21 protein-coding genes are annotated in these 25877 nt (G+C 48.1%); 9 read left to right on the top strand and 12 right to left on the bottom strand.

The window, feature by feature from the left end; translation table 11 throughout:
• Positions 1-32: 32 nt before the first annotated feature.
• The 3 genes from prsT (at position 33) to AGRI_RS16455 (ending at position 4764) form a co-directional block, all read left to right on the top strand.
• Positions 33-2792 carry an XrtA/PEP-CTERM system TPR-repeat protein PrsT gene (gene prsT / locus AGRI_RS00710; protein WP_008983120.1) on the top strand — a complete coding sequence of 920 codons (2760 nt, stop codon included), beginning with the start codon at positions 33-35 and terminating at the stop codon, positions 2790-2792.
• A gap of 173 nt (positions 2793-2965) precedes the next feature.
• Positions 2966-3751 carry a PEP-CTERM sorting domain-containing protein gene (locus AGRI_RS00705; protein ID WP_008983119.1) on the top strand — a complete coding sequence of 262 codons (786 nt, stop codon included), beginning with the start codon at positions 2966-2968 and terminating at the stop codon, positions 3749-3751.
• Between the two features lie 338 nt (positions 3752-4089).
• The gene (locus tag AGRI_RS16455; RefSeq protein WP_156808340.1) at positions 4090-4764 is read left to right on the top strand and encodes an Npun_F0296 family exosortase-dependent surface protein; all 675 of its coding nucleotides are present in this window, start codon (positions 4090-4092) and stop codon (positions 4762-4764) included.
• 146 nt (positions 4765-4910) lie between these two features.
• On the opposite strand, the gene AGRI_RS00695 is transcribed toward AGRI_RS16455, so the two are convergent.
• Together AGRI_RS00695 and AGRI_RS00690 are read right to left on the bottom strand one after the other, a co-directional pair.
• Complete coding sequence (locus AGRI_RS00695; RefSeq protein WP_008983117.1) at positions 4911-6521, bottom strand: FAD-binding oxidoreductase; 1611 nt, start codon at positions 6519-6521, stop codon at positions 4911-4913.
• A gap of 4 nt (positions 6522-6525) precedes the next feature.
• Positions 6526-7401, bottom strand: a complete 876-nt coding sequence (locus AGRI_RS00690) for a PEP-CTERM/exosortase system-associated acyltransferase (protein ID WP_008983116.1) — start codon at positions 7399-7401, stop codon at positions 6526-6528.
• 181 nt (positions 7402-7582) lie between these two features.
• On the opposite strand from AGRI_RS00690, the gene AGRI_RS00685 reads away from it, so the two are divergent.
• From AGRI_RS00685 to prsR, 3 genes are read left to right on the top strand one after another with little or no spacing between them, the layout of a single operon-like run.
• Positions 7583-8341, top strand: a complete 759-nt coding sequence (locus AGRI_RS00685; protein WP_008983115.1) for a S1 family peptidase — start codon at positions 7583-7585, stop codon at positions 8339-8341.
• 1 nt (position 8342) lies between these two features.
• Positions 8343-10409, top strand: a complete 2067-nt coding sequence (gene prsK, locus AGRI_RS00680) for an XrtA/PEP-CTERM system histidine kinase PrsK (RefSeq protein ID WP_008983114.1) — start codon at positions 8343-8345, stop codon at positions 10407-10409.
• A gap of 1 nt (position 10410) precedes the next feature.
• The gene (prsR, locus tag AGRI_RS00675) at positions 10411-11778 is read left to right on the top strand and encodes a PEP-CTERM-box response regulator transcription factor (protein WP_008983113.1); all 1368 of its coding nucleotides are present in this window, start codon (positions 10411-10413) and stop codon (positions 11776-11778) included.
• A 91-nt stretch (positions 11779-11869) separates the two neighbouring features.
• Here the strand turns inward: prsR and AGRI_RS00670 are convergent, their stop codons facing one another.
• The 10 genes from AGRI_RS00670 to tkt form a co-directional block, all read right to left on the bottom strand.
• Positions 11870-13135: a tetratricopeptide repeat protein gene (locus AGRI_RS00670; protein WP_008983112.1), complete on the bottom strand. Its 1266-nt coding sequence runs from the start codon at positions 13133-13135 to the stop codon at positions 11870-11872.
• Positions 13136-13138: 3 nt separating this feature from the next.
• Complete coding sequence (locus AGRI_RS00665; RefSeq protein ID WP_008983111.1) at positions 13139-13756, bottom strand: energy transducer TonB; 618 nt, start codon at positions 13754-13756, stop codon at positions 13139-13141.
• Between the two features lie 2 nt (positions 13757-13758).
• A complete protein-coding gene (locus AGRI_RS00660; protein WP_008983110.1) occupies positions 13759-14163 on the bottom strand; it encodes an ExbD/TolR family protein in 405 nt (134 codons plus the stop codon).
• Between the two features lie 11 nt (positions 14164-14174).
• On the bottom strand, positions 14175-14699 hold the full coding sequence (locus tag AGRI_RS00655) for a MotA/TolQ/ExbB proton channel family protein (RefSeq protein ID WP_040291200.1): 525 nt from the start codon (positions 14697-14699) through the stop codon (positions 14175-14177).
• Positions 14700-14701: 2 nt separating this feature from the next.
• Positions 14702-16069, bottom strand: coding sequence for a MotA/TolQ/ExbB proton channel family protein (locus tag AGRI_RS00650; protein ID WP_008983108.1), 1368 nt, complete (start codon positions 16067-16069; stop codon positions 14702-14704).
• A gap of 6 nt (positions 16070-16075) precedes the next feature.
• Positions 16076-16846: a DUF3450 domain-containing protein gene (locus tag AGRI_RS00645; protein ID WP_008983107.1), complete on the bottom strand. Its 771-nt coding sequence runs from the start codon at positions 16844-16846 to the stop codon at positions 16076-16078.
• A gap of 244 nt (positions 16847-17090) precedes the next feature.
• The gene (gene fba / locus AGRI_RS00640; RefSeq protein WP_008983106.1) at positions 17091-18155 is read right to left on the bottom strand and encodes a class II fructose-bisphosphate aldolase; all 1065 of its coding nucleotides are present in this window, start codon (positions 18153-18155) and stop codon (positions 17091-17093) included.
• An 82-nt stretch (positions 18156-18237) separates the two neighbouring features.
• Positions 18238-19422, bottom strand: coding sequence for a phosphoglycerate kinase (locus AGRI_RS00635; RefSeq protein WP_008983105.1), 1185 nt, complete (start codon positions 19420-19422; stop codon positions 18238-18240).
• A 39-nt stretch (positions 19423-19461) separates the two neighbouring features.
• Entirely contained in the window at positions 19462-20475 is a 1014-nt protein-coding gene (epd, locus tag AGRI_RS00630; protein ID WP_008983104.1) for an erythrose-4-phosphate dehydrogenase, read from the bottom strand.
• Positions 20476-20526: 51 nt separating this feature from the next.
• On the bottom strand, positions 20527-22524 hold the full coding sequence (gene tkt / locus AGRI_RS00625; protein WP_008983103.1) for a transketolase: 1998 nt from the start codon (positions 22522-22524) through the stop codon (positions 20527-20529).
• A gap of 96 nt (positions 22525-22620) precedes the next feature.
• On the opposite strand from tkt, the gene AGRI_RS16705 reads away from it, so the two are divergent.
• The 3 genes from AGRI_RS16705 (at position 22621) to AGRI_RS00615 (ending at position 25817) form a co-directional block, all read left to right on the top strand.
• Entirely contained in the window at positions 22621-22743 is a 123-nt protein-coding gene (locus AGRI_RS16705) for a hypothetical protein (protein WP_272941530.1), read from the top strand.
• A gap of 160 nt (positions 22744-22903) precedes the next feature.
• Positions 22904-24052: a methionine adenosyltransferase gene (gene metK / locus AGRI_RS00620; RefSeq protein ID WP_008949640.1), complete on the top strand. Its 1149-nt coding sequence runs from the start codon at positions 22904-22906 to the stop codon at positions 24050-24052.
• A 184-nt stretch (positions 24053-24236) separates the two neighbouring features.
• On the top strand, positions 24237-25817 hold the full coding sequence (locus tag AGRI_RS00615; RefSeq protein WP_008983102.1) for an AbgT family transporter: 1581 nt from the start codon (positions 24237-24239) through the stop codon (positions 25815-25817).
• The last annotated feature ends 60 nt before the right edge of the window (positions 25818-25877 follow it).

Genomic DNA, 25877 nt, shown 5'->3' with positions numbered 1-25877 from the left:
ACCGGCTGTTCTGAGCAATGGAGAATGTTCGCATGAAAAAAACCTATCTGCCTGCTGCAATTGCACTGAGTATAATATTAAGCGGTTGTGGCGGAAAATCAGCCGAGGAGCACTTCGCTTCAGCTACCGAATTCGCGCAACAACAACGTTTTAATGAAGCGGTTATAGAACTCAAGTCAGCCGTTGCTGCCGCACCGGATAATGGCGATTACCGGGTATTGCTGGGACGCATTTACATGCAAACAGGCGACTACATCTCCGCCGAAAAAGAACTTCTGCGAGCCATCGCCAACGGAATTGCCTTACCTGAGATTGCACAGGAGCTTATCCAAACTCGTTTCCGCTCTGAAAATTACAAGCAACTGCTGGAACCTATGGAAGGTGAAGATACTCTGTCTGACTCCTTACTACGTTATTTAAGTTTCTATCGGGCCCTCACTGAGATTGAGATGGGAACGGGTGAAAATGCTCTACCGACCTTCGATAAGCTGGTTGATGCACCTGAGCCGGACTTACAACAGTTTGCGAAAGCGATGCTTCATATCAGAAATAATGCAGCCGCAGAGGCATTAGCCACTTTGGAAGCTATCGATGCAAACAGTAATACCGCAGCGGAAAATTTGCTGTTCCGGGCACAATTGCAATCTTCACTCGGCAAAGAGGACGCAGCGCTGGCGCTTTACTATGACTATTTAAAACTGGTCCCTACCGCACTTCGCAGCAGACTTAGTGTTGCGCAATTGGAACTGAAAAATCAGGAATTAGATAAAGCCAGGGCGCAACTCGAGCAAATAATGCGTTTTGCACCAGAACATGGCTTAACAAATTACCTGAGTGCTATCGTTGCTTACGAACAAAAAGACTTCAACAAAGCTAAAGAATATATTGACCGTGCTATTGCAAACCGCTTCAGCACCACTGCAAGCCGAATTTTAGCGGGGATTATTTATAACCAGTTGGGGTTAAATAGTCAGGCGCTGGCGCATTTGGCCACTGTGCAATCACAACTTGGTGTGTATCCGCCGGCACAGCGACTTTATACTGCATTACAACTGCAGGCCGGCGAGTTAACCAGCGCAGCGGGCTCGTTAAGTACTACTAATCTTACAGCTGACGATGTTAACCTTGCCGCTGCAACTGCATTCCAATTATTACGTGCAGGTGAAACTAACCTTGCCAATGACATTCTGCGACAAATGGAAGATGCCGGATTAGCTCAGGATAGCCGGGCATTAACAGCAATGGGGCAACTTAAGCTCGGCATCCCTGAACAAATGACAGCGGGGATCCGGGATCTTGAACAAGCGTTACTGATAGATCCGGCCCGGCATGACGCGCGTCTGACACTTGCTGCCAGTTATATTCGCCAACAACAATATGATAAGGCGTCAGCGCTGGCTGATGAATGGTTAAAACAACCTGAAACCGCAAATACTGGTTATAACCTTAAAGCCTTAACCGCGATGCTATCGGCCAATTTTACTGAGGCAGAGAAGTTCCTTAATGAAGCAGAGCAGGCGGACGCAAAAAATGCGTTCACTCAGTATTTGTTGGCTGCCGTGGCGCAACAACAAGAACAACCAGACCAAGCTATAGCCTTATTGCAAAAAGCGGTGAATTTGCAGCCTGACTATGTCCCAGCATACCTTGGTTTATACGGTATTAATAAATCGCTGAACAAAGAAACGTCCCCCATTATTGCTCAGATCCAGGCAGCGCAACAAAAGGCACCGGATAATCAAGGCCTACTGGGCTTGTTACTTACTATCTATCAACAGGAGCAACAGTTTGATGCCATAGTCGCTTTGTTGGAACCAAAACTAAGCGATAACACGGGTTTTCCAGTTACAGGTTATCCGGTGCTGGCAAACGCCTATGTCAATCAACAAAAACTACCACAGGCACTTGCAGTTACAGAGCGTTGGTTTAAACAGGATGAGCGAAATCAACAAGCCGCTCTGGCATATGCGAATATTCTTGCGTTGAATAAGCGAATGAAAGAGGCCTTAGCTGTTGTTGATAATTTGCGGAAACGGTTACCAAACGACACCAACATAAAATTAGTGCAACTGGCCTTACTTAATGACTCTGAAGACTATCCAGCAGCTCTTGCCGTTCTGGAACAGTTACCAAAAGAGATTAGCAGCCAACCACAAATGTTGTTCCATAAAGGCAGAATGCAGCTGCTGGCAGGTCAACTAGCCCTTGGACTAAAAACACTTCAGGATTCCTACAATGCCGTTCCAGATTCCTTAACTGCTATTGCCATCGCAGAAGCATTAGCCAGAGATGTGTCATTCCGTCGTGCGATCCGTTTTCTGGAGGACCATTTTGCCAAGCATGGACAAGATCAAAGAGTATATAGCTTTTATGGCAGTTTAGTACTGCAGGATGATGTTGAAAAAGCCAGGGAGATTTATTTTGATATTTTTCAAAAGGATCCAGAAAACCCGCTTATCCTGAATAATTATGCTTGGGTTTTAGCTCAGAGTGGCGAAGCACAAAAAGCGCTTCCATATGCTGAAAAAGCCTTGGGTAAACTACCCCAGCATCCCGATATTCTTGATACCTACGGTAAAATTTTAAAGCTTCAAGGTCAACACAAGGAAGCTATCGTCCAATTTGAAAAATCGTTGGCGATCCGCCCGAACCATCCTGAAGTACAACTCAATTATGCAGAATCACTAATCCAAATTGGGAATACAGTAAAAGCTCGCGAGGTGCTTAATAGTATTAATGCCGGATCTGCAGAGCATAAAGCTCGGCAACAACAATTGTCTGCCTCTCTCTAACCTTCAATGCTGACAGCTTTGGCTGTCAGCATTTTTTACACAAACTCGCTCCCCGCCATGCAGCCAATATAAAAATGCATAAAAATCAATAACTTAAAAACACACTAAAGTTGGCACGTTTCAAGCATGTAAGGATGAAACTTCGTATCAGAAGATTTATCAAGGAGAACGAGATGAAATATGTAACGAGCTTTATCGGTGCTGCGGCACTTGCGGTAGCAAGCTACTCTGTGGACGCATCGCCTGTTACCGCTGGCGGTGTAACATGGGACCCAATCAGTAACGGTGGAATCGCGGGTAGCTTTAACTTCCAACAATGGTATGCGGATCCATCTAGTTACACAGTTGATATCAATGGTATAACTAGACTCGTAGATGGCAATGCGGTAACACCTGGCGCAGGCTTGTTATCTGGTGTTGGTTTATTCGACCAGATTTTTGACAGCCGTACGTTACTTGGCAATATTGGCATCCCTGGTGAGTTCAGCTACTGTACCAGTTGCGTATTGACGTTCGCTTTTGGCGGTTTAGCTGTGTCAGGCGTCAGTGGTGGTTCTGTCATTTTTGATACTACCAATTCCTGGTTAAATATTTACTACCAGAGTCCAGTGAGCGTTTTTTCAGTTACATCAAACTCTTACCTGAATGTTAATGGGTTCCAGAGCGGTAATTTATGGGCAAGTTTAAAATTTGATAATTTCTGGTTAGACGGTTCAATTTTAGGTGGATTTGTCCAATCAACTTTAAGCGTTACAGGTGGTTTACCTGGCGTAGTTAGTGAGCTAGACCGTAACACTGGTATGTCAGACTTGTTCCTACAAGGCTCTGCCGAGTTCAGTGGTATCCGTACTGGTTCAGCTAATGGACAATTTGCATCCATACCAGAACCAGCCTCAATTGCTTTGTTAGGTTTAGGTCTTCTGGGTTTGGCGGGTACTCGCCGTTTTATGAAGAAGTGATTTATAATTTTTTTTAAAAAAGGCGGATTTAACCGCCTTTTTTCATTTTTAAGAGTGCCAGATAAATATGGTAGAGAGGCTTAATAATCAGCAGTTAGCGATGTTAGGCTGTATAACCTACTTAGTGGAATAAAGAGATATCCGCAAAGCTCCAGGCTGTTTACTTATACCGTTTCTATTTTACTATTCAATAAACCCCGTTCTTCGAACGCATTACCTATATTGCGGTAGAAATAAGACCAGTGTCAGAATAGTTTACACACCGCACATACCCCCCAAAAAAAGTGTTCATTTTATAAGAAATAACAAATAGTTATATATCTGGCACCCTATATGCAGTGACTACATGTCGTATATTAAGTCGAAACACTGGAGTTTATGGCACACCTCTGCCTAGCTGGTTAGAAATTCAGACTGCTGGCTGTGGTGTAAACTCTGCCGGAGCGCTTAGTGTAAGCGGCACAGGTGGCATTGGTGTTCAACAGGGCAATACAGCGCAGGCTGCCCATGACAACGCCAATACAACATGTTTTGGTTATGCACCGCATTACAATGTTAACCCGGCCAATGCGTCAATGGTTGTTGACTATACCGGTTTTATCGCCCAACAAAGACCAGGTGACTATATCGGATATTTAGGTATCTATTACGGTAGTATTGACACCTATAACGCTCTTGAGTTTGGTAATATCGTTAATAATGTTTTCGTACCAATTAATTTTCAGCTGGGTAATAACGTTTTTAACATTTTGACCGGCACTACCATTCTGGATATTTTCCAACTGCAATCTGGTAACCGTGACAATTCTAACCGCTACGTTAACATTGTATTTAATCAAAATGAGAACTTTACAGCGTTCAGAATGACCAACACGAGTTCACGTGCATTTGAAATCGACAACATCGTTGTTGGTTTGAATTCAGCTGTTACAGTACCTGCTCCAGCATCAATTGGTATTCTTGGTTTGGGTTTAGTTGGTCTGCTTTTAAACAGAAGACGTCAAAAATCGTAATACGACTAAAGCTTGATAACATAAAAAAGATGGCGCCTAATTCGCCATCTTTTTTTATTGTCGTTAACTGACTAAAGACGCAAATCTAAAAAACTACGTTGCCATTTGTATCAGAATGCCTGTCTCTATTCGCTTTTTACAAACTATTAAAGAGAATACCGGCCCGGAGAAATGATATTATTGGGGTCAAGCACGAATTTTAGTTTTTTAACCACCTGCCAAAACATGGCTTTATCACTAATCAATTCTGCCTGCTGCTCTAAATTAAGCCGATACGGCACCCAACCCTTGGTTAAACCAATACTCACCAGCTCGTGCAAACACGCTTTAGCTTGCTGCATTGCTACCGGATCATTACGGTTAAACACGATGGGGATAGTGCTGTCTACCATATCGTGCCGCAGATTGGTAAAGGTGATCATGGGTTCGATACCATATCTGGGACACACACTTCTGATATGGTTAATATAGTCTCGCATCGCCACGGCCCGCATCGGCACCAAAGGCGCGTACCAAAGTAGACCGCAATTATCGGTAGCAGGGTTTAACGGCCGATTGCGATCGGGTATCGTAGTCGGATTACGCCAGTACGCCAATGGCAGCGCCACCTGATTTGGAATGCCGCGCATAATATCAATGCCGGCATCTAACGAAGCTAACATTTTTGCCGGCTTTGCTAATAAGGAGGGAAAGAGTTTAACCGCCAATTTGCCGGCTTTAATTAGCAAACTACTGGAAAATAACACTTTAGAGGCTCTGCCAGCAATCAGTAGCTTAACCTCTTTAGCAGCCGCTAGTACCACTTTACTGCGTCCGTACAAAGTCCCGGCAATGGTCCAGGCCGGAATATCATAATCTTTAGCGATCCGGGCAACCTGGCTATCTGACATTACCTGGTGAGCCGCCCGACCATTTGGATTATCCGCCATCATGGCCGCAACCCTTCGGCGGTCCATTATATTGACTGAGCCAACTACGCCTTCCAGATCACGTAAAATCTGAAATACGATTTGCTGCGCAACTTCAAAATCCGTGTCGTGCTGAAACTGGATATAAAATGCTTCAAATGCCTGTGGCTGCGCTTTTAACCTAAGGGTTAGCTCACTGACTATAGCGAGATTACTTTGCGTCCAAAGCCCATCCAGGTAGGGCCCAACGCCATATTTGTAGGTATGATCGATTAGCTGTTCGGCGCTTTGGTCTAATTCAGCTACGGCAGATTGCACAATGCTGCCATCAGCCAGGATGGCCCGCATTGCGGTTACCGCACCAAAATGATCGGTGTAGGGTGTTATGCCATAACCCCGTTCAAGGGCGTTTGCCAGAATACTGCAGCTGGGGCCTGCCCCAGTAACGGGTACCATAAAGGCAAGTTGTTGCTGATCTAAGAAATCCCGTAGCTGTTGTTGGGTAACGCCGGGCTGCACTGCAAATAAGCCCAAATTGGCGTCTATTACTCTGATTTTGTTTAAAGCGCCAAGATCAAGGATAACAGCAGGTCTATTAGGGGTTGCTGAGTTATAACCCCAGTTACGACCAGTACTGATTGGAAAAACCTGAAAAGCTTGCTCTGACTGCGCTAACTCTCTCGCCAGCGCTAACAACGCCAGAATATCTGACTCTGTTTTGACCTTTACCACCAGGTGCACATTGTCAGGGTTGCCCTCGCAATTATAACGATAGCTTTGCAGTTCCTTGGCAGCAACCACAATCTCAGCGTCAGCAGATAGATGCTGGCGAATTCGCTCGGCAAGCATCACTCTACAATCCGCTTAAGGAGGGTACAAAGATTAAGGTCTTATCCGGTATCGTATCAACCTGACCAACAGGCTTCTGCTCTGCGAAAAGCTCTTTCTCAATAGACTTCATTAACTTGATATAACCTGACGAAATATTCTTCCGGAACATGTCAGAATTAATATAGTAAGCAGCACGCTTGCCGTGGTACTCAACTGGCTCTCCAAGCTGTTTAAAATGAATACCTACAAAACTCAAACTTCGCGCCAGACGGGGTTCCATCATCACAAAAGCATGTAAGCGATTGGTATGAAAAGCCATAGCAGCAGCGGCCATATACAAGCAAATCGCAATGTATGGAAAGCAGCGCAATTCATTCGCGGAAAAGGTAGTCTCATCTATCGCACCGGTTGCGGCGCCGGCGAACTTGTCGATTGCCCGCTTACGGAACATGGCCGGCACAGCCAATCGGGAGAACTCGCAAATATTCTCTCTTGGAAAATTTTTTGGGCTGAGGCTTTGATCTTCAATGGCATGCATACAGAATTTTTCTATCGGCAGCAGTTGTTCTGCAGAATCTGACGTAATAAGCCGCACTGTGCCAGCCATTTGCGTGGTCGCAACATGGCGTATAAAACAATGAATAGAATGCGCATCAAACTCGTCAAACTCTTCATGGTTTGGTTTGAGATCTTCGAAGTGTAACTCTTCACAATAGACATTGTGTCTTAGGCGAAATACCTCGTGCTTCAAATCGTCCGATGCCGCAACTTGTGGTTTAAGGTACTTAGAAAAGTGTTCTGAGATATGTTTGGCATCATTGCTCGCGAGAGTCGATATTGCCTTTTTCACCATGCCACCGATCACCGGTTTATCCGCCAACGCTCTGAGCCTTTTCATAATTCCCTCTGTCTCTGCCTACGGCACTCATGGTGGTTGCAACACCCTATACTGTTCACCATCAATTAAAAAAACACAAGATCTTGTTTGTTAATTATTAAACTATTTTCACGCGCATTTTTCACACTCTTGGTTTAAGATTAATACATAACAATGGAATACGCTAAGGTGAGCAATTGATATGCGGCATGTTTTTCTCAATTTATTGATTTTAACTTTATTATTGCCTCTGGCAGCCTCAGCCAAGCCATTATCTGACACGATTAAGCAAGTAAAGCCCGGAATCGTCGCCATTGGTATTTTTAACCCGACCGCTTCTCCCAGAGTTCGACTCGTCGGCACCGGTTTTGTGGTAACCCCGGGTAATCGTATTGTAACGAACTATCATGTCATCGCGGCACCACTGGATAGCAATCGCCAAGAGCAATACGTTGTATTATCTGGTCAGGGTAGTCAGGTGGTGCAGCATTTCATTCAGAAACAAGACACCGCTATGGCATATGATTTGGCGATCTTACATATCGAACAATCTTTACCGCAATTAACGCTGCATCGTAGTAATAATCTGGTTACTGAAGGTGCTGAGGTTGCGATTACCGGCTTCCCAATTACTCAGATACTAGGCTTGTATCCCGCTACACACCGGGGAATAATCGCCGCCCATACTCCAATAGCCATACCGGTAGATAATTCCGCAAACCTGCATGCAGCTGCCGTCAGACGCCTGGGAGCCCCCTACCTGGTTTATCAGCTCGATCTTATGGCCTATCCAGGTAATAGTGGCAGCCCGTTGTATCTGGCAGACAGCGGTGAAGTGATTGGCATTATCAATCAGGTTTATATTAAAAGTACCCGTGAAGCTGTACTCAGCGATCCCAGTGGTATTACCTATGCAATTCCGGTTCAGCATCTGATTAACTTGCTGGAGCAACCGAATTAATATGGATTGGTTAGCAGTACTCTCGCCAGAGCAAATTGGCTTTACCCTGGCAGCTTTCGCTTATTTTGGTTTATTGCTTCTCGTCCTTACTACCCGCAGCCGCAATGTACCTAAATTACTATTAATCGTTTTTGTTCTCAGCAGCTTTGTTTGGGCACTGTATTATGCGGTGACACAAGCTTCGCCATATAGCAATAATCTCTCCAAGATTGTCGAACTTAGTCGTCAGCTCACCCTGTTGTTGTTTTTATTAGCCGCCTTACAGCCCCATAAATATCTTCTGGAGTTTATTAACAAGCCTTACACCTTAATTACTGCACTGTTGGCTATAGTTTGGTTATTAATCGCCCTGCTTTTACCCGCCAACAGTAGCCTGTTATACACCGGCAGTCTGGCATTTTGTGTTGTTCAACTGGCGATGTTAGAGGCCTTGTACCGCAAAGCATCCATTTCTGAACGCTGGCAATTTAAACCATTGGTTATTGCACTGGCCGCCAGTATTATTTTTGACTTTGTCCTACTCGCTGAATCAGCACTGTTTGCCCGCATCGATATACAGCTGTGGCAGGCCAGGGGCTTTGTATTCGCAGTATTAGTGCCGGTTCTAACCGTCTCGATCCGGCGGATCAGTGCCTGGGATATCAGGGTGTATATTTCGCGCGATGTGGTGTTGCAAAGTACACTGGTTCTCGCTGCGGGTGTGTATCTCTGCTTATTAGCACTAACGGGCTTTTATCTGCGTTATGTCGGTGGTAGTTGGTCTGAACTCCTGCAAACCAGCTTTATTGTTCTTGGTTTTGTCCTGATGTTGTTGTTGCTATTTTCTGCAACAATGCGTCGCAAAATTAAGGTGTTTATTGAGAAACACTTTTTTGAAAATCGTTTTGACTATCGCGAACAATGGTTAAAACTGACCCGTGGTTTGCAAGCGATCAATTTATCCCAGGATAACCGTTATCAGGAAGTACTAAAAGTCTGGCTGGCAGCCATAAATTATAATCAGGGAGCCCTGATCCAATATCAGGCTAACGCCAGCGTTAAAGTGCTCGCTAATATTCAAAGCCCGGCACTGAGCGAAACTGAGCTTGTGTTATTACAACGCTATTATCAGACTTATCGAGACCAACACTGGCAACTTGATCTGAGCAGTAATGACAGCCGTCTACTTCAGGGTCTTGATAGAACTCAACTCCATAGCCAGCTGTTACTGCCGATCCGCACCCAGGAAGGATTATGGGGCGTCTGTCTGATGCAAACTGACCCGGCACAACGCTTACCACTAAACTGGGAACTTCGGGACTACCTGAGCGTGGTATCTGAGCAAGTTTCAGCACTACTACAATTGATGCAAAGCAGCGACAAATTGAGTGAAAATGCGCAGTTTGCCGCCTTTAGCAGAATGTCTGCTTTTGTTGTTCATGACTTAAAAAATATTAAGGCACAATTGGATTTACTGTTACGTAACGCTATTAAGCATAAACATAACCCGGAGTTTATTGACGATAGCTTCGCGACTCTTGGTGCTATGCAACAACGTCTGGAGCATATGCTGCAACAACTTAGCACTAAACAGTCTGCCGCTGAGCGCCAAAGCAGCTTTTCAGTTGGCCGCTTAATCCAAAAAGTCATTACCGAGCGCTGTGCCAATAAAGCACCAACACCAGAACTGCACTTCTCAGAGGATTACCAACTGACTCTGGACCAACACCGCTTCGCTAATGTGCTGTTTCACCTGCTGGATAATGCACAACATGCTACCGCAACCGATGGCCGAATTGACCTCTACCTGGCACAAGAGCAACACGACCTGGTAATACATATTCAGGATACAGGCTGCGGCATGACCGCTGACTTTATCGAGCAACGGCTGTTTAAGCCTTTTGACACCACCAAAGGTAACGCTGGTATGGGGATAGGTGTGTATGACGCGAAAACCTTTATCGAGCAAGCTGGCGGCACCCTTACGGTCAGCAGTGAACCAGGGGTAGGCACTACCTTTAGCATCCGACTTCCGTTACACTCCTCTTACAACACCACAACGGCAGCTCCTGCGGGACAAGGATTGTAATATGCATACCGTTTTAGTTATTGAAGACGATTTGGGGATCCAAAAGCAGCTGAAATGGAGTCTGAGTGACTACGAGCTGGTTTTTGCATCGGATCGCCAACAAGCTATGACACAGCTACGACGCTTTGAGCCTGCAGTGGTGACACTGGATTTAGGTTTACCACCTGATCCAGCGAATGCTTCTGAAGGTATGGCTTGTCTGTCCGACATTTTAAGCAGCAAACCCGATACCAAAGTAATAGTGATTACTGGCAGCACCGATAATAGCCATGCGTTGCAAGCTATCGCTCTGGGTGCCTATGATTACTATCAAAAACCTCTCGATGCTGACGTCTTAAACATTATTTTACAGCGTGCTTTTAAACTGACTGAGCTGGAAAATGAAAACAAAGCACTGCGTGCCAGTTATCAGCAGCAAGCCGATATTATTGGTAATAGTGAAGCAATTCAGAAAGCCTGCCGCACGGTAGAAAAGATTGCGCCAACTGAAATCACGACCTTGTTATTGGGTGAAAGTGGTACTGGTAAAGAGGTGTTCGCCCGTGCTATTCACCGACAAAGTCCTCGCGCTAACAAGCCCTTTATTGCCATTAACTGCGCCTCGATTCCCGAAAACCTGCTAGAGAGCGAACTCTTTGGTTATGAAAAAGGTGCCTTTACCGGTGCGGTAAAGACCACCTTGGGCAAAATCGAGTGTGCCAATGGCGGTACCTTATTATTGGATGAAATTGGCGATATGCCGCTATCGCTTCAAGCCAAGATGCTGCGCTTTTTACAAGAGCGCGTAATAGAACGCATTGGTGGGCGCAGTGAAATTGAGGTCGATGTTCGGGTTATTTGCGCCACGCATCGCGATCTGACGGAAATGGTGGCGCAGCAAAGTTTTCGGGAAGACTTGTATTATCGGATCAGTGAAATCGTGCTAAAGATCCCGGCCCTGCGCAATCGTGGTCATGACATTATTTTGATTGCTAAAGCCCTGCTACATCGCTTTAATCAGGAATACAAAACGCAAATTCAGGGTTTTACTGAATGCGCGACCCAGGCAATGTTGGCACATAGCTGGCCGGGAAATATCCGCGAATTGCAGAATAAACTAAAATCTGCAGTCATCCTGGCCGAGAGTAAGTTTCTAAGTGCCGAAGAGTTAGGGTTACAACATAGCACCAGCAAAGCCAGCTGCCCGACATTACGGCAGATCCGTGAAGAAGCCGAATCGGAAGGTATTCGCCACGCTTATGCACTGGCAAATAGTAACTTGTCGAAGACCGCCGATCTCTTAGGTATCACCCGACCGACACTGTATGCGCTGATCGAAAAATATAAGCTGTATGATTTAAAACAAAGCGATAACGAGCTGACACAATAAGCAGGCACTGAAATCAGTAAGCCTCAACACTCTCTGATTTGAGGCATAAAAAAACCCGCCGCAGCGGGTTTTTTATTTCTAAGCAACTAGCTTACAGAGTAATGCCTTTAACGCGGGCTTTTTCTCTGATGTAGTTTTCGTAGCTGTTAGCCTGACGAGCGGTTGCTGAGTCACGTTTGGCTTGCTGTAACGAAGCGAAAGCTTCACGCAGTTTACCCTGACTCAGATACGCATCAACCATGCTCATATGCACCCGACCAGCATTGCTAGATTCACGCGCTAACGAAGCTTCAAAGGCTTTGATGGCATCGTTATAACGTTGAATCGACATATATGCAAAGCCTTGACGACGATAAGCGTCAGCTTCGTTGGTCAGCGCAGCCAGCTCACCGTAGTACTGCGCAGCTTTGCCAAACTCACGCGCAGCCTGGAAGTTAGAAGCAATGGCCGTCAGCATAGTACGATCTTTTTTGATCTTACCGCTCTTTAAGTATTTTTCATAAAGAGTTGCTGCTTTGTATGGAATATTGTTATTCGCATACATCTGACCAATTAACTTTAACTCCGACTCTGATTCCAAATAGCCGTTGTTATAGGCAATTTGTAACGCACTAAGCGACTTCTCGTAGTTTTCTACCAGAGTGTAAAAGTTACCCAGGTATACCCAGAACTGGCGCTCTTCTGGGAACAATTGCACCATAGTTTCTACGGTTTCGACTGTCTTTGGATAATTCTTTGACTCGTACAGTGCGCCCATCTTCAACATATAATGTTGCTTATTGGGCTCTCTGGCATACCGAATCGCATTATCAATCGGCACCAGCACTTTCTGGTAGTCCTGCAGTTGATAGTACGCGTTGGCAATACGCAGGTAGACGTCGGCATCATTTTCACCGGTAAAACGCAGCCAGGACTCGTAGTTTTTGATTGCATCCCGATGCATATTCTCCATCGATTGCAAATCAGCAACTAATTTGAGCGAACCTGCCTGATCGGCGAAACTCAGCACATCCGGCTTAGTCGCCTGTTCCAGATATTTGATCGCCTGCTTAGGGTCTTTCTGGGCGTATAAGTTACCAATAAAACGCGCTAAGAAAGCATTATCGAAATCATTACCACCGCGAATTTCTAATAATACTTTCAGAGCTTCATCAACTTTTTCTTCGTTGTAAAGCTCAAAGGCTTTGGTAACACCACGACCTACCCGTTCACCGGGTAGCTGTGTTTTACGGCTTTTACGCTCTTCGATACGGGCACGGTCTGCGTCAGTCAGTGTTACTTGCGCCATCGCCGGCACGGTAAAACTAACGGCCGCAGCGACCATTAATGCTGAAGTAAGCAGAGATAATTTTTTCATACCTTAGCCTCCCTGAGCCATATCTAAAGTAAAGTCCAGCTGTACCTGTTGGCCAGGCTGACGCACTGGTTTACCGTCAACAACTTTCGGGCTGTATTTCCAGCGCCGTAACGCACGAATTGCTTCACGGTCAAATACGCGGCGTGGTTCAGCTTCAATCACTTCAACCTCGTCTACGCTACCATCTTCCATAATAGTAAAACGTAATCTTACCCAACCTTGCAAACCATCACGGGCTGCCTGCACCGGGTAGCGCGGCTCAATCCGGACGATAGGTGTTGCATCACCGTCACGTAATAATGAACCCGGGTCACCTAAACCTGTGTTAGCGCCTAAATCCAAGCCTGGCATATTGAACGATACTGCACCGGCAGTATTACTCATCTCAGGCTCCGGCTGCGGCTGCTGTGGCGGCTGCGCCGGTGGTGGCGGTGGCGGTGGTGGTGGTGGTGTCCGCGTCTGTGTATCTGAATCCGGCGGTGTCGTATTAATCTCGATGATAATACGCTCCTGCTCAGGAGGACGCCGGTCGCCGCTGCCCTCAATGAGCAGCGCCATAATCAGAAACAACAGGAACGTTACCACGGCACCGATAATTAACGATGTTAGGAAACGTACCATAATTAGTTGTTCTCCCCGGCAACAGTAATGACCAGTGCTGGGTCAGCAGCTTTAATCTGATCCATAACTTCCATTACTACACCGTGTTTCGCCTCTTTGTCAGCCTGGATGATAATAGTATCAGTAGGTGACTCAGCTCTTAAACGTTCGATGTTTGCAGAAACCCGCTCTACATCTACCGGCCGTTTATCCATCCATACTTCACCGTTTGCACGGATTGCAATAAAGATGGTCGCGCTTGGCTTTTTCGTCGCCTGCGTGGCTTCTGGTTTGTTGACGTCAATACCGGCTTCCTTCACGAATGAAGTGGTTACGATAAAGAAAATCAACATAATGAAAACGATATCCATCATCGGCGTAATGTCGATTGCGGCCTCTTCGTCTTCGCGTATACGTTTACGTGCCATAAAATTCTCTCTTAATGATGCGGTAAGCTGTCAACGAGATCTGCTTTTTCCCGTTTCACTTTCACTTCCAGCCGCGAACTGAAAAATACACCCGACAAGGCGGCAACCATACCGGCCATTGTTGGAATAGTTGCCATGGAAATACCCGCCGCCATAGTGCGTGGGTTACCGGTACCTTGGGTGGCCATAATATCGAACACCGCAATCATACCAGTTACTGTTCCAAGCAGACCCACCAAGGGGCACATTGCAACCAGTGTCTTTATCAGTAACATTCTTTGGTCGAGTTTATCCGTCGCTTCAGAAATCCAGCAATCACGGATCTTATGCGCATACCAAGAAGTCGTATCTTCCCGGGCATCCCACTTCGCGATAATTTCCCGTTTCGTTTTCGGAAAAATCGAAGTGACATACCAGTAGCGCTCAATCATCAATACCCACATAATGAAGAGCACCGCGGCGACAACGTACAGGACGTTGCCTCCCGTATGGATAAAATCCTGTACCGATTCCCACAGCCCTACTAGCTGGAGCATCATTAGGCTTTCTCCTTCTCCGCGTGAGCCGCTACGATACCCGCAGCTTGCTCATCCAGAATTTGTAGGATTGACTTAGCACGTGATTGCACAATGCTGTGTACGAATAATAATGGCAGCGCAGCAATCAGACCCAGAGCAGTAGTTACCAGCGCCAGAGAGATAGAACCGGCCATCAGTTTCGGGTCACCAGTACCGTACAGTGTAATTTGCTGGAACGTCAGGATCATACCGATAACGGTACCTAACAGACCCATCAGTGGCGCCACAGCAGCAAACAGTTTGATTAAGCCGATACCACGGTCAACTTTTGGTGTTTCACGCAGGATAGCTTCATCCAGTTTCAGCTCCAGGTTTTCCACGTCAGCAGCTTTGTTGTCATGGTAAACTTTCAGGATACGACCCAGTGGGTTATTTTCAGATGGAGCATTCAGGTTTTTCAGCTGTGAACGCATCTTAGCACCAACGGCAGACAGCACCAGAACGCGCTCTAAGGCAATCAGTAAACCGATGAACAGTAATACTGTGATCAGATAACCAACAGTACCACCCTGGTGGTAGTATTCCATTAGTGTTGAACGTTGCTGGTTCAGACGTAACAGAGAGTTACCTTTAGTTGGGTCAACATATAAACCAGCCAGTTCACCTGCAGACGCGCTGTTAAAGGCGGCAACTGAGTTGTGAATCTTAGACTGTGGAGCACGGCCCAGTGGTTGGATCTGGTCAGTGTCTACGTTGCGGATTAAATAGTCAGTAGCAGTCGTCAGGTGGAAAGCACCAAAACGCGTTACGCGCTGAGTTGAAGTACCACCAGCCAGCTCAACCACTTCGGCGTCGAACTTGGCAATCTTACCAGACTCGGCCATCTCGGTTAACATTGCTACCCACAGTTCTTCCATCTGCTCCAGTGTTGGTAATTCAGTGGCAGCAGCGATATCACGCAGCGCTACATCACGACCAGGATACTGAGCACTGATAATTGAGCTGCTGATAGTACCTACAGTTTTGTTTGCAGTTTGACGAACAACACCAAATACCTCACCCATAGTACCCAGGGCGCTTTGCAGTTCCTGTTGTTTCTGAGCGATAGCGATATCGTTTTGCGCATATTGTTGCTGTAAACGCTTACCACGGGCTTCTTCTTCAGCTAACTGACGCTTGGCAGTGTTTAATAACGCTTGTTTATCAGCACGCTCTGCCAGGAAAGCACGTTCACGCTCCTGGTTGACACGGCCTTCAACGGTACGTTGCTGTTGAATTTGCTGTAATAACTGGTCCAGCTTTTGAGTGTTTGCAGTCGCGTTAAAGGCTACTGAAGCAGAAAGGGTAACTGCCGCAGCGACGACTAAACTTTTAATTGCCATTTTCATCTATTCTTACTCCGCTGCGAAAAGTGGTACACGATCCATCTCAAGCGTGGCTTCACGACGTGCCATCTTGATGAAGTTGCCGACCGAGGTCAGGTATGAATCAGGTAACTTATCCCAGCTGCCGCTGCTCTTGTTGTAAACCCATGCTGAGCCACCATCCAGTGCCATTGCCATCAGCGCTAACCGACCGATATGCACGTAATCAACAGTAATTTCGCTACCACCGGTGTTCAGTGTGCCTTGGAAAGCAGCTAACTCAGTGCCGTAGCCCATTTCAATTTCATAGGCTTCCAGGATTTGGCGGAATTGCTCAGAACGTTGTACGTCTGAACGAGCCATCAGCTCACGCAGGCGCTCAATACGCTCTAAACGGCGCTCGGTACGCAGTGGGATGTCGGCATTGATAAACTGCTCTAACGAGTCAATCATGCGGAACATCAAAGGTACGGTGCCTTGGTTGGTTTTTTCTAAACCGTCGATTTGACGTTGAATACGGTCAATCTGACGCTGCTGGTCGGCAACCAGAGTTGCTAAGAAGTCGTTGTATACTTTCAGGTTGTCTGTCTGATCTACAACAACACGGTATTCACCCAACAGTTCCTGAGTCTGTTCGTAAATCGTGTTGATCTTTTCCTGAGATTGTACTGCCGCGCGCTGGATTTGCGCGTTGGCCTGATGCAGATCTTTTAAGTCTGCTGCTACAGCTGCGCCAGCGAAGGCAAAACTGCCCGCCAGTGCTGAGGCAACGAGGCTCATATGAATTTTTTTATTAAACATAGTTCCCAACCAATTATTGCTGATTAACGTAACCTGATGTTGTAAGGGTCGCCGTTTAACAACGACAGCAGACCCTCGTTTAGAGGGTAAACCGCCCGCATCATTACAGGTAAAACGCGGGTTGTCAACAGACACCCCGCGCTTAAAAGGCTGTAATCATGCGCCTTGAGCAGCGGTTTAGCACCAATTTTAAGCAGCGATAAACAGAATCATCATTTTGTTTATCGCCTATTAAAAACTCTGGTTATTTAATGTTCGGTGTTAACTTCCCCGAGACATATAAATCTACCATCGCATCCAATGACAACGGCTTGATTTTACTGCCTTGCCCGGCACAACCAAAGGCTTCATAACGGGCAATACAGATATCCGCCATTGCTTTTACGGATTCCTGTAAATATTTGCGCGGATCGAATTCCGCCGGGTGTTTTGCCAGATAACGGCGAATCGCACCGGTAGAGGCTAAACGTAAGTCAGTATCAATATTAACTTTACGCACCCCGTACTTGATCCCTTGCTGGATTTGCGCAACCGGCACACCATAGGTTTCCGGAATAGCACCACCATATTCATTGATAACTTCTAACCAATCCTGTGGCACGGAAGACGAACCATGCATCACCAAATGCGTGTCCGGGATCCGCTCATGAATGGCTTTAATGCGATCAATCGCCAGAATGTCATCTGTTGGTGGCCGGCTGAACTTGTAAGCACCATGAGAAGTGCCACAAGCAATGGCTAACGCATCAACCTGCGTTTCACGCACAAATTGCGCCGCTTCTTCCGGATCGGTCAACATCTGGTCATGACTGAGCTTACAATCCGCACCAATGCCGTCTTCCTCACCCGCTTCGCCGGTTTCCAACGAGCCCAGACAACCTAATTCACCTTCAACTGACACACCACAGGCATGCGCTATTTCCACAACGCGACGCGTTACTTCGACGTTATAAGCATAGTCCATTGGTGTTTTGCCGTCTTCACCAAGCGAACCATCCATCATCACTGACGAAAAGCCCAGTTGGATTGAGCGCTGACACACCGCAAGTGAAGTGCCATGATCCTGATGCATTACCACCGGGATATGCGGAAACTCCTCTACCGCGGCCAGAATTAAGTGCCGCAGGAAAGGCGCACCGGCGTATTTGCGGGCACCGGCCGACGCCTGCACAATCACCGGGCTGTCGGTTTTGTCTGCCGCCAGCATAATGGCACGCATCTGTTCAAGATTGTTTACGTTAAACGCCGGCACGCCATAACTAAATTCGGCAGCGTGATCCAACATTTGCCGTAAGGATATCAGAGCCATGAGGTCCTCTCTTTTATACTAAGGTACAGTTTCAGAATAATAGTTTTATGTCTTTTTTATGAATTTTATCGATGAAGCCAGGTTATTTTAAATTCTGCGCCCGTTCTTCCAAAATTGCCACTGCTGGCAGGGTTTTTCCTTCCAGAAATTCCAGAAATGCACCACCACCGGTCGAAATGTAGGAAATTTGCTCTGCCACACCATATTTATCAATCGCAGCCAGCGTATCGCCACCGCCAGCTATCGAGAAGGCATTACTTTGCGCAATAGCTTCAGCCAGCGCCTTGGTACCGGCACCAAACTGGTCAAATTCAAACACACCGACCGGACCGTTCCAGACAATGGTACCGGCGTTTTTCAAAATAGCGGTTAACTCAGCGATGGTGGTCGGGCCAACATCAAAAATCATATCGTCAGCAGCTACGGCAGCGACGTTTTTCAACTCAGCCGTTGTTTCGGCACTAAAGGCTTTACCTGTTACGACATCGGTTGGTACCGGGATATTGCCGCCGCGGGCTTTCGCCTGCGCCATTAGGCGCTGTGCTTCCGGGATCAGGTCGTTTTCACACAGGGATTTACCGACATTGTGGCCCTGAGCGGCAATAAAGGTATTGGCAATACCGCCCCCCACAATCAGCTGATCAACAATACCGGACAGTGACTCCAGTACGGTCAGCTTGGTGGAGACTTTAGAACCTCCGACGATAGCAACCAGTGGTCGTTTTGGATTTTTCAAAGCGGCAGCCAAGGCGTCCAGCTCTGCGGTCAGTAACGGACCGGCGCAGGCGACCTTAGCATACTTGGCGACACCATGAGTCGACGCCTGAGCGCGGTGCGCTGTACCAAAGGCATCCATCACAAACACATCGCAAAGCGCGGCCAGTTTTTGCGCCAGCTCATCGTTGTTTTTGCCTTCGCCTTTATTAAAGCGTACGTTTTCAAATACCACCACTTCGCCCTGTGCAACCTCAACACCCTTTAGGTAGTCTGCCACCAGCCGCACCGGTGCCGTTAAGGCTTTAGCCAGATAGTCTGCTACCGGCTGCATTGAAGATTCGGCGTCAAACACCCCCTCTTCCGGGCGGCCCAGATGCGACATCACCATCACTTTCGCGCCCTTAGCCAGCGCCAGTTCAATGGTAGGAATTGCTGCTTTTAAGCGCGCATCTGAGGTTACCACGCCGTCTTTAACCGGTACGTTTAAATCTTCGCGGATCAGTACACGTTTGCCGTGCAGATCTAAGTCGCTCATACGGATCACAGACATCTTTCTCTCCCTGGGATTAAACTCGAATTAAAGTTGCAATTAAAAATTTTGGCTCATCACTCTGGCGGTATCCAACATCCGGTTAGCAAAGCCCCATTCGTTGTCGCACCACACCAGGCATTTCACTAATCTTTTGTGGCTAACGCGGGTTTGGCTGCCATCGACAATGCAGGAATGCGGATCATGGTTAAAGTCGACCGACACCAGCGGCGCTTCAGTGTAATCTAAAATGCCGCTCAGTGCGGTCTGACCGGCTGCACGCAATACCCGGTTAATCTCGGTGATGGTCACGTCCTGATGTAGGGTAACGCTAAGATCCATCGCCGTAACATTGATAGTGGGTACCCGCACTGCTATGGCTTCAAAACGCCCGGCCAGATGCGGCATAATCCGCTCGATCCCCAGTGCGAGCTTGGTATCCACCGGAATAATGGAGTGGCTGGCAGCGCGGGTACGGCGTAAATCCGGGTGATAGGCATCAATCACCTGCTGGTCATTCATCGAGGCATGAATGGTCGTAATAGTGCCGCTTTCAACACCAAAGTGCTGATCCAGTACCTGGATCACCGGCACAATACAGTTAGTGGTACAGGAACCGGCCGATATCACCTGCATCTGCGCGTCTAACAAATGCTGATTGATGCCGTAAATTACCGTTGCATCGATATCGGCGTCCGCCGGGTGCGAAAATAATACTTTTTTGGCACCGGCCTGCAAATGCCAGTTGGCATGTTCCCGGCTGTGAAAAACACCGGTACACTCCAGCACAATATCCACCTCAAGCTCGCGCCAGGGTAATTCCAGCGGATCAGGTTCGTTAAAGAGTGCAATCTTGTCGCCGGCGACACTCAAGCCACCCGGGATCGCCGCAACCGGATAGCGAAAACGGCCATGGGCACTGTCGTAACGTAACAGATGCGCCACACCTTCGGCTTGCGCCAGCTCATTAATCGCCACCACCTGTAACTGCTGTTGCCAGCCGTTTTCATAAATGGCGCGCAAAATGTTGCGACCGATACGGCCAAAGCCGTTTATTGCCAGTTTTATTGTCATAAGCTCAGCATGAAAAAACGGGCCCGGTAAGGGCCCGTTGCAAAACCAGAATTACGCCAGCAAGGTTCTGGCAGTCGCCAGCACGTTAGCTGCGGTAATACCAAAGTGTTCAAATAGCTGCTCCGCCGGTGCCGACTCACCAAACGTCTGCATACCGATCACGGCGCCATTTAAACCGACATATTTATACCAGGTATCCATAATACCGGCTTCCACCGCAATCCGCTTACTGACACTGGCTGGAAGCACGGCTTCACGGTAACTGGCATCTTGCTGCTCAAACACATCCGTCGATGGCATAGACACAACTCGCACGGCCTTACCTTCGGCTTGCAACGTTTTAGCAGCCTGCATCGCCAGCTCTACTTCGGAGCCGGTAGCAATGATAATCAGCTCAGGCGTCGCGGCAGAGTCCAGCAGTACATAGCCGCCGCGCTTAATCGCGGCCAGTTGTGCTGCGGTACGCGGCTGCTGTACCAGGTTCTGGCGGGTAAAAATCAGCGAACTTGGGCCATCCTGGCGCTCAATCGCTTGCTGCCAGGCCACCGCTGATTCTACCTGATCGCAAGGGCGCCAGTTCATCAAATTCGGGGTAACACGTAAGCTGGCCAGCTGCTCGACCGGTTGATGCGTTGGACCATCTTCACCCAAACCAATTGAATCGTGGGTATAAACAAAGATCACTCTTTGCTTCATCAAGGCTGCCATCCGCACTGCATTACGGGCATATTCCATAAACATCAGGAAGGTCGCGCCGTAAGGCACAAAGCCACCATGCAGCGCGATACCATTCATCATGGCAGACATACCAAATTCGCGCACTCCGTAGTAAACATAGTTACCGGCGGCATCGTCTCTGGTCAGCGGCTTAGAGCCAGACCAAATGGTCAGGTTGGAGCCGGCTAAGTCGGCCGAGCCACCCATAAACTCCGGTAATAGCGGGCCAAAGGCATTCAACGCATTTTGTGAGGCCTTACGGGTGGCGATGGTCGCCGGGTTGGCTTGTAATTGCTCAATATACGCCTGGCTTTGCGCTGCCCAATCGGCAGGTAAGGTACCGGCATGACGACGCTTAAACTCAGCAGCCAGTTCCGGATAAGCTTTTTCGTATTCAGCAAAGCGCCGTTGCCAGCTTTGTTCTGCTGCCGCGCCAGTCGCCTTGGCATCCCAGTCAGCATAGATATCCGCCGGGATTTCAAAGGGGGCGTAAGGCCATTGTAAAAATTCGCGGGCAGCGGCAATTTCCGCTTCACCCAGTGGTGCACCATGGCAGTCATGGCTGCCACCTTTATTCGGTGCGCCATAACCGATGACGGTTTTGGTGCAGATCAGTGTCGGTTTGTCGGTCACGGCGCGTGCCTGTTCAATCGCCGCTTTAATCGCTTCCGGATTATGGCCATCAACATTGGCCACCACATGCCAGCCGTAGGCTTCAAAGCGCGCAGGGGTATTATCGGTAAACCAGCCTTCAACATGGCCATCAATCGAGATACCGTTATCATCCCAGAACGCAATCAGCTTACCTAAACCAAGAGTACCGGCCAAGGAACAGGCTTCGTGCGAAATCCCTTCCATTAAACAGCCATCGCCCAGGAACACATAAGTATAGTGGTCAACAATGTCAAAACCGGGGCGGTTAAACTGCGCCGCCAGCGCTTTTTCGGCCAGCGCCATCCCCACGGCATTGGTAATACCCTGCCCCAGCGGTCCGGTGGTGGTTTCTACGCCCGGCGCATAACCGAACTCCGGATGACCCGGGGTTTTAGAATGCAGCTGGCGGAACTGTTTTAGATCATCCAGTGACAATTGATAGCCGCTCAGATGTAACAGCGAATAGATCAGCATCGAGCCGTGACCATTCGACAGTACAAAGCGGTCGCGGTCGGCCCAGCCTGGGTTTTGCGGGTTATGTTTCAGATAGTCACGCCATAACACTTCGGCAATATCGGCCATCCCCATTGGGGCGCCCGGGTGGCCTGATTTAGCTTTTTGCACCGCGTCCATACTTAAGGCACGGATGGCATTGGCGAGTTGTTTACGAGATGGCATGCAGACTCCTGACAAATTGCGCTGATTATTCAGACTTGAGGTTTGCAGTGTAACCCGACACAGGCTGTTACTAAAACGATTACTGTGGGGGTTTAGATGGCTGTATTTTCACCCAGCCGCCGTCAGATGGCAAATGATTATCTGCGACCTTTTTTGCAGCGCGGTGATCTGGTAGCTCGCGTTTACGTAATTTCCGGCATGAAAGACGTCTGGGCGTAAATTTTTCTGGTAATCGCCGGGGGCTTTCACTAAAATAAGCGGCTATTTTTTTGGCGCCTGCCGGCTAAACTGAACTGGCAACAGCTGCGCCTGCTTAATCTCAGCGCTGTGACAGTGTCACGGCGCTTTATGTATTAACTAACGTGGTGGAAACTAACAGATGGCACAACATATTTTCACGTCTGAGTCTGTATCTGAAGGGCATCCGGATAAAATCGCTGATCAGATTTCCGATGCGGTACTGGATGCGATCCTGGAACAAGACAGCAAGGCGCGTGTTGCCTGTGAGACCTTCGTTAAAACAGGTATGGTGTTAGTCGGTGGCGAAATCACGACTTCTGCCTGGGTTGATATCGAAGAGCTGGTACGCAAAACCGTACGTGAAATTGGCTACACCCATTCTGATATGGGTTTTGACGCCGACTCCTGCGCTGTATTAAATGCGATTGGTAAACAATCACCCGATATCAATCAGGGTGTAGATAAAGCTGATCCGCGTGAGCAAGGCGCGGGTGACCAGGGTTTAATGTTTGGCTACGCCAGTAACGAAACCGACGTGCTGATGCCGGCTCCTATTACCTATTCACACCGCTTGGTACAGCGTCAGGCCCAGGTGCGTAAAGACGGTACCCTGCCGTGGTTACGCCCGGATGCCAAGTCGCAGTTAAGCTTTATTTACGAAGACGGTAAGCCAGTCGGTATCGATGCCGTAGTATTATCTACCCAGCACTGTGACACCATCAGCACCGCTGATCTGCGTGAGGCGGTAATGGAAGAAATCATTAAGCCAGTATTACCGGCGGAGTGGTTAAACAGCAAAACCAAGTTCTTTATCAACCCAACCGGTCGTTTTGTGATCGGTGGCCCTATGGGTGACTGTGGTTTAACCGGCCGCAAGATTATCGTAGATAGCTACGGTGGTATGGCGCGCCATGGTGGTGGTGCTTTCTCTGGTAAAGATCCATCAAAGGTTGACCGCTCAGCGGCTTATGCTGCTCGCTATGTCGCGAAAAACCTGGTTGCGGCTGGCCTGGCAGAGCGTCTGGAGCTGCAGGTGTCTTATGCTATTGGTGTTGCCGAACCCACTTCAATCAGCCTGGAAACCTTCGGTACCAGCAAACTGAGTGAAGACGAGCTGATCAAACTGGTACGTGAGCATTTCGATCTGCGTCCTTATGGCCTGATCCAAATGTTGGATCTGGAGCGGCCAATTTATCAGCCTACGGCGGCTTACGGTCACTTCGGCCGTAACGAGTTCCCGTGGGAGAAAACCGATAAAGCTGAGCTGTTACGTCAGTACGCAAAGTAAGCGACTTAATGCTTAACGGCTGAAAAAGGAGAGGAGACTCTCCTTTTTTCTTTTTAATTTGGCGCTTCAGCCGATTTGCCGCTTACCCGAGGCGCGCTTTTGTGTATTATTAGGGCGTTTTAGCCTCCAGGGTCTGATTGCTGCTGGCAATCACACAATAAAAAAGCAAGAAAAAGGAACTGCTATGTCAGAACAAACCGCCGCCGTGAAAAACGGCTGGATGAACCGTGCGCTCAATACCATTGAGGTGATCGGGAACAAATTACCCGATCCGGCCGTGCTCTTTGCACTGTTAATGGTTATCGTCTGGGGCCTGTCCTGGTTATTTTCCGGGATGACCTTTACTGAAATTGACCCGAGAAGCGGCCAACAGGTACAAATCGTCAATTTGCTGTCGGGTGATGCCTTAACCTTATTCGCCTCCAATATCGTAACGACCTTCGTTAACTTCCCACCACTGGGTGTGGTGCTGGTTGCGATGTTAGGTTTAGGGGTAGCGGAATATACCGGCTTTATTAATGCCGGTTTACGCTCTATCCTGGCCGTGACACCAAAGATGTTATTAACCCCGGTGTTAATTGCCGTGGGTGTCCTAAGCCATGTGGCGGTAGATGCCGGCTATGTGCTGGTGATTCCGCTCGGTGCAGTAATCTTCTACGCGGCGGGCCGTCATCCATTGGCCGGTATTGCCGCAGCCTTTGCCGGTGTCTCCGGTGGTTTCTCGGCCACTTTCTTTGTGCCCTCCAGCCTGGACCCGCTACTGGCCGGTATGACGCAGGTGTCAGCTCAGCTGCTGGATCCAACTGTTACCATCAACCCGTTAAATAACTATATCTTTACCACCGCTTCTACCTTCCTGATTGTATTAGTTGGCTGGTTTTTAACGGATAAAGTGATTGAACCGCGCCTGCAAGCTACTAAGGTTGATGGCGATACATCACAAATGGTGAAAATGGATGCACTTAGCGCCCAAGAGCGGAAAGGCTTACGCGCTGCTGTGATTTCGATGTTTGTCGTTGCCGCCCTGCTGGCGCTGAGTATTGTGCTGCCAACCGTTACGCCTTGGGCCGCCCCGGCTGAGCAAGTTGTCGAGGGGATGAACCCGCTGCTGGTTGCTGCCTCGCCACTGATGAAGTCGATTGTAACGTTGATCTTTGTGTTCTTCCTGATACCAGGTATTGTCTATGGCTATGTCGCCGGCACGGTACAAACTCACCGCGATGTGATCAAAGGCATGAGCAATGCGATGAGTGGTATGGGCTACTATATCGTGATGGCGTTCTTCTGTGCGCTGTTCCTGTATGCCTTTAACCAGTCGAATCTGGGGGTATTACTGGCGTTAAAAGGCGCCAATGCGTTAAAAGCCATGGGACTGCCACTGGCAATGACATTGGTAGGTATCGTGTTTTTATCCGGTTTAGTTAACCTGGTTGTCGGCTCTGCTTCTGCCAAATGGGCTCTGATTGGCGCTATCATGGTGCCGATGCTGATGGAACTGGGCATTTCACCGGATCTGACCCAGGCAGCCTACCGCGTTGGTGACTCTTCGACCAACATTATCACGCCACTGCTGCCGTACTTCCCGCTGATCGTTGTGTTCTGTCAAAAGTATGTGAAGAACAGCGGTATTGGTACTCTGGTAGCGTTAATGCTGCCCTACTCTATTGCAATGCTGGTACTCTGGACTGCCTTCCTGCTTGGCTTCTGGGCACTGGATATTCCGCTGGGCTTAGGTGCCTCATACGAGTATATTCCTAACCGCTAAGCAACACGCGTTTTGACTAAGGCCCTGCGGGGCCTTTTTTTATCGATTAGCAGCGGGTTG

It is taken from the genome of Alishewanella agri BL06 (genome assembly GCF_000272005.1).
Taxonomy (GTDB): domain Bacteria; phylum Pseudomonadota; class Gammaproteobacteria; order Enterobacterales; family Alteromonadaceae; genus Alishewanella; species Alishewanella agri.
This window is presented reverse-complemented; position numbering and strand designations above follow the sequence as displayed.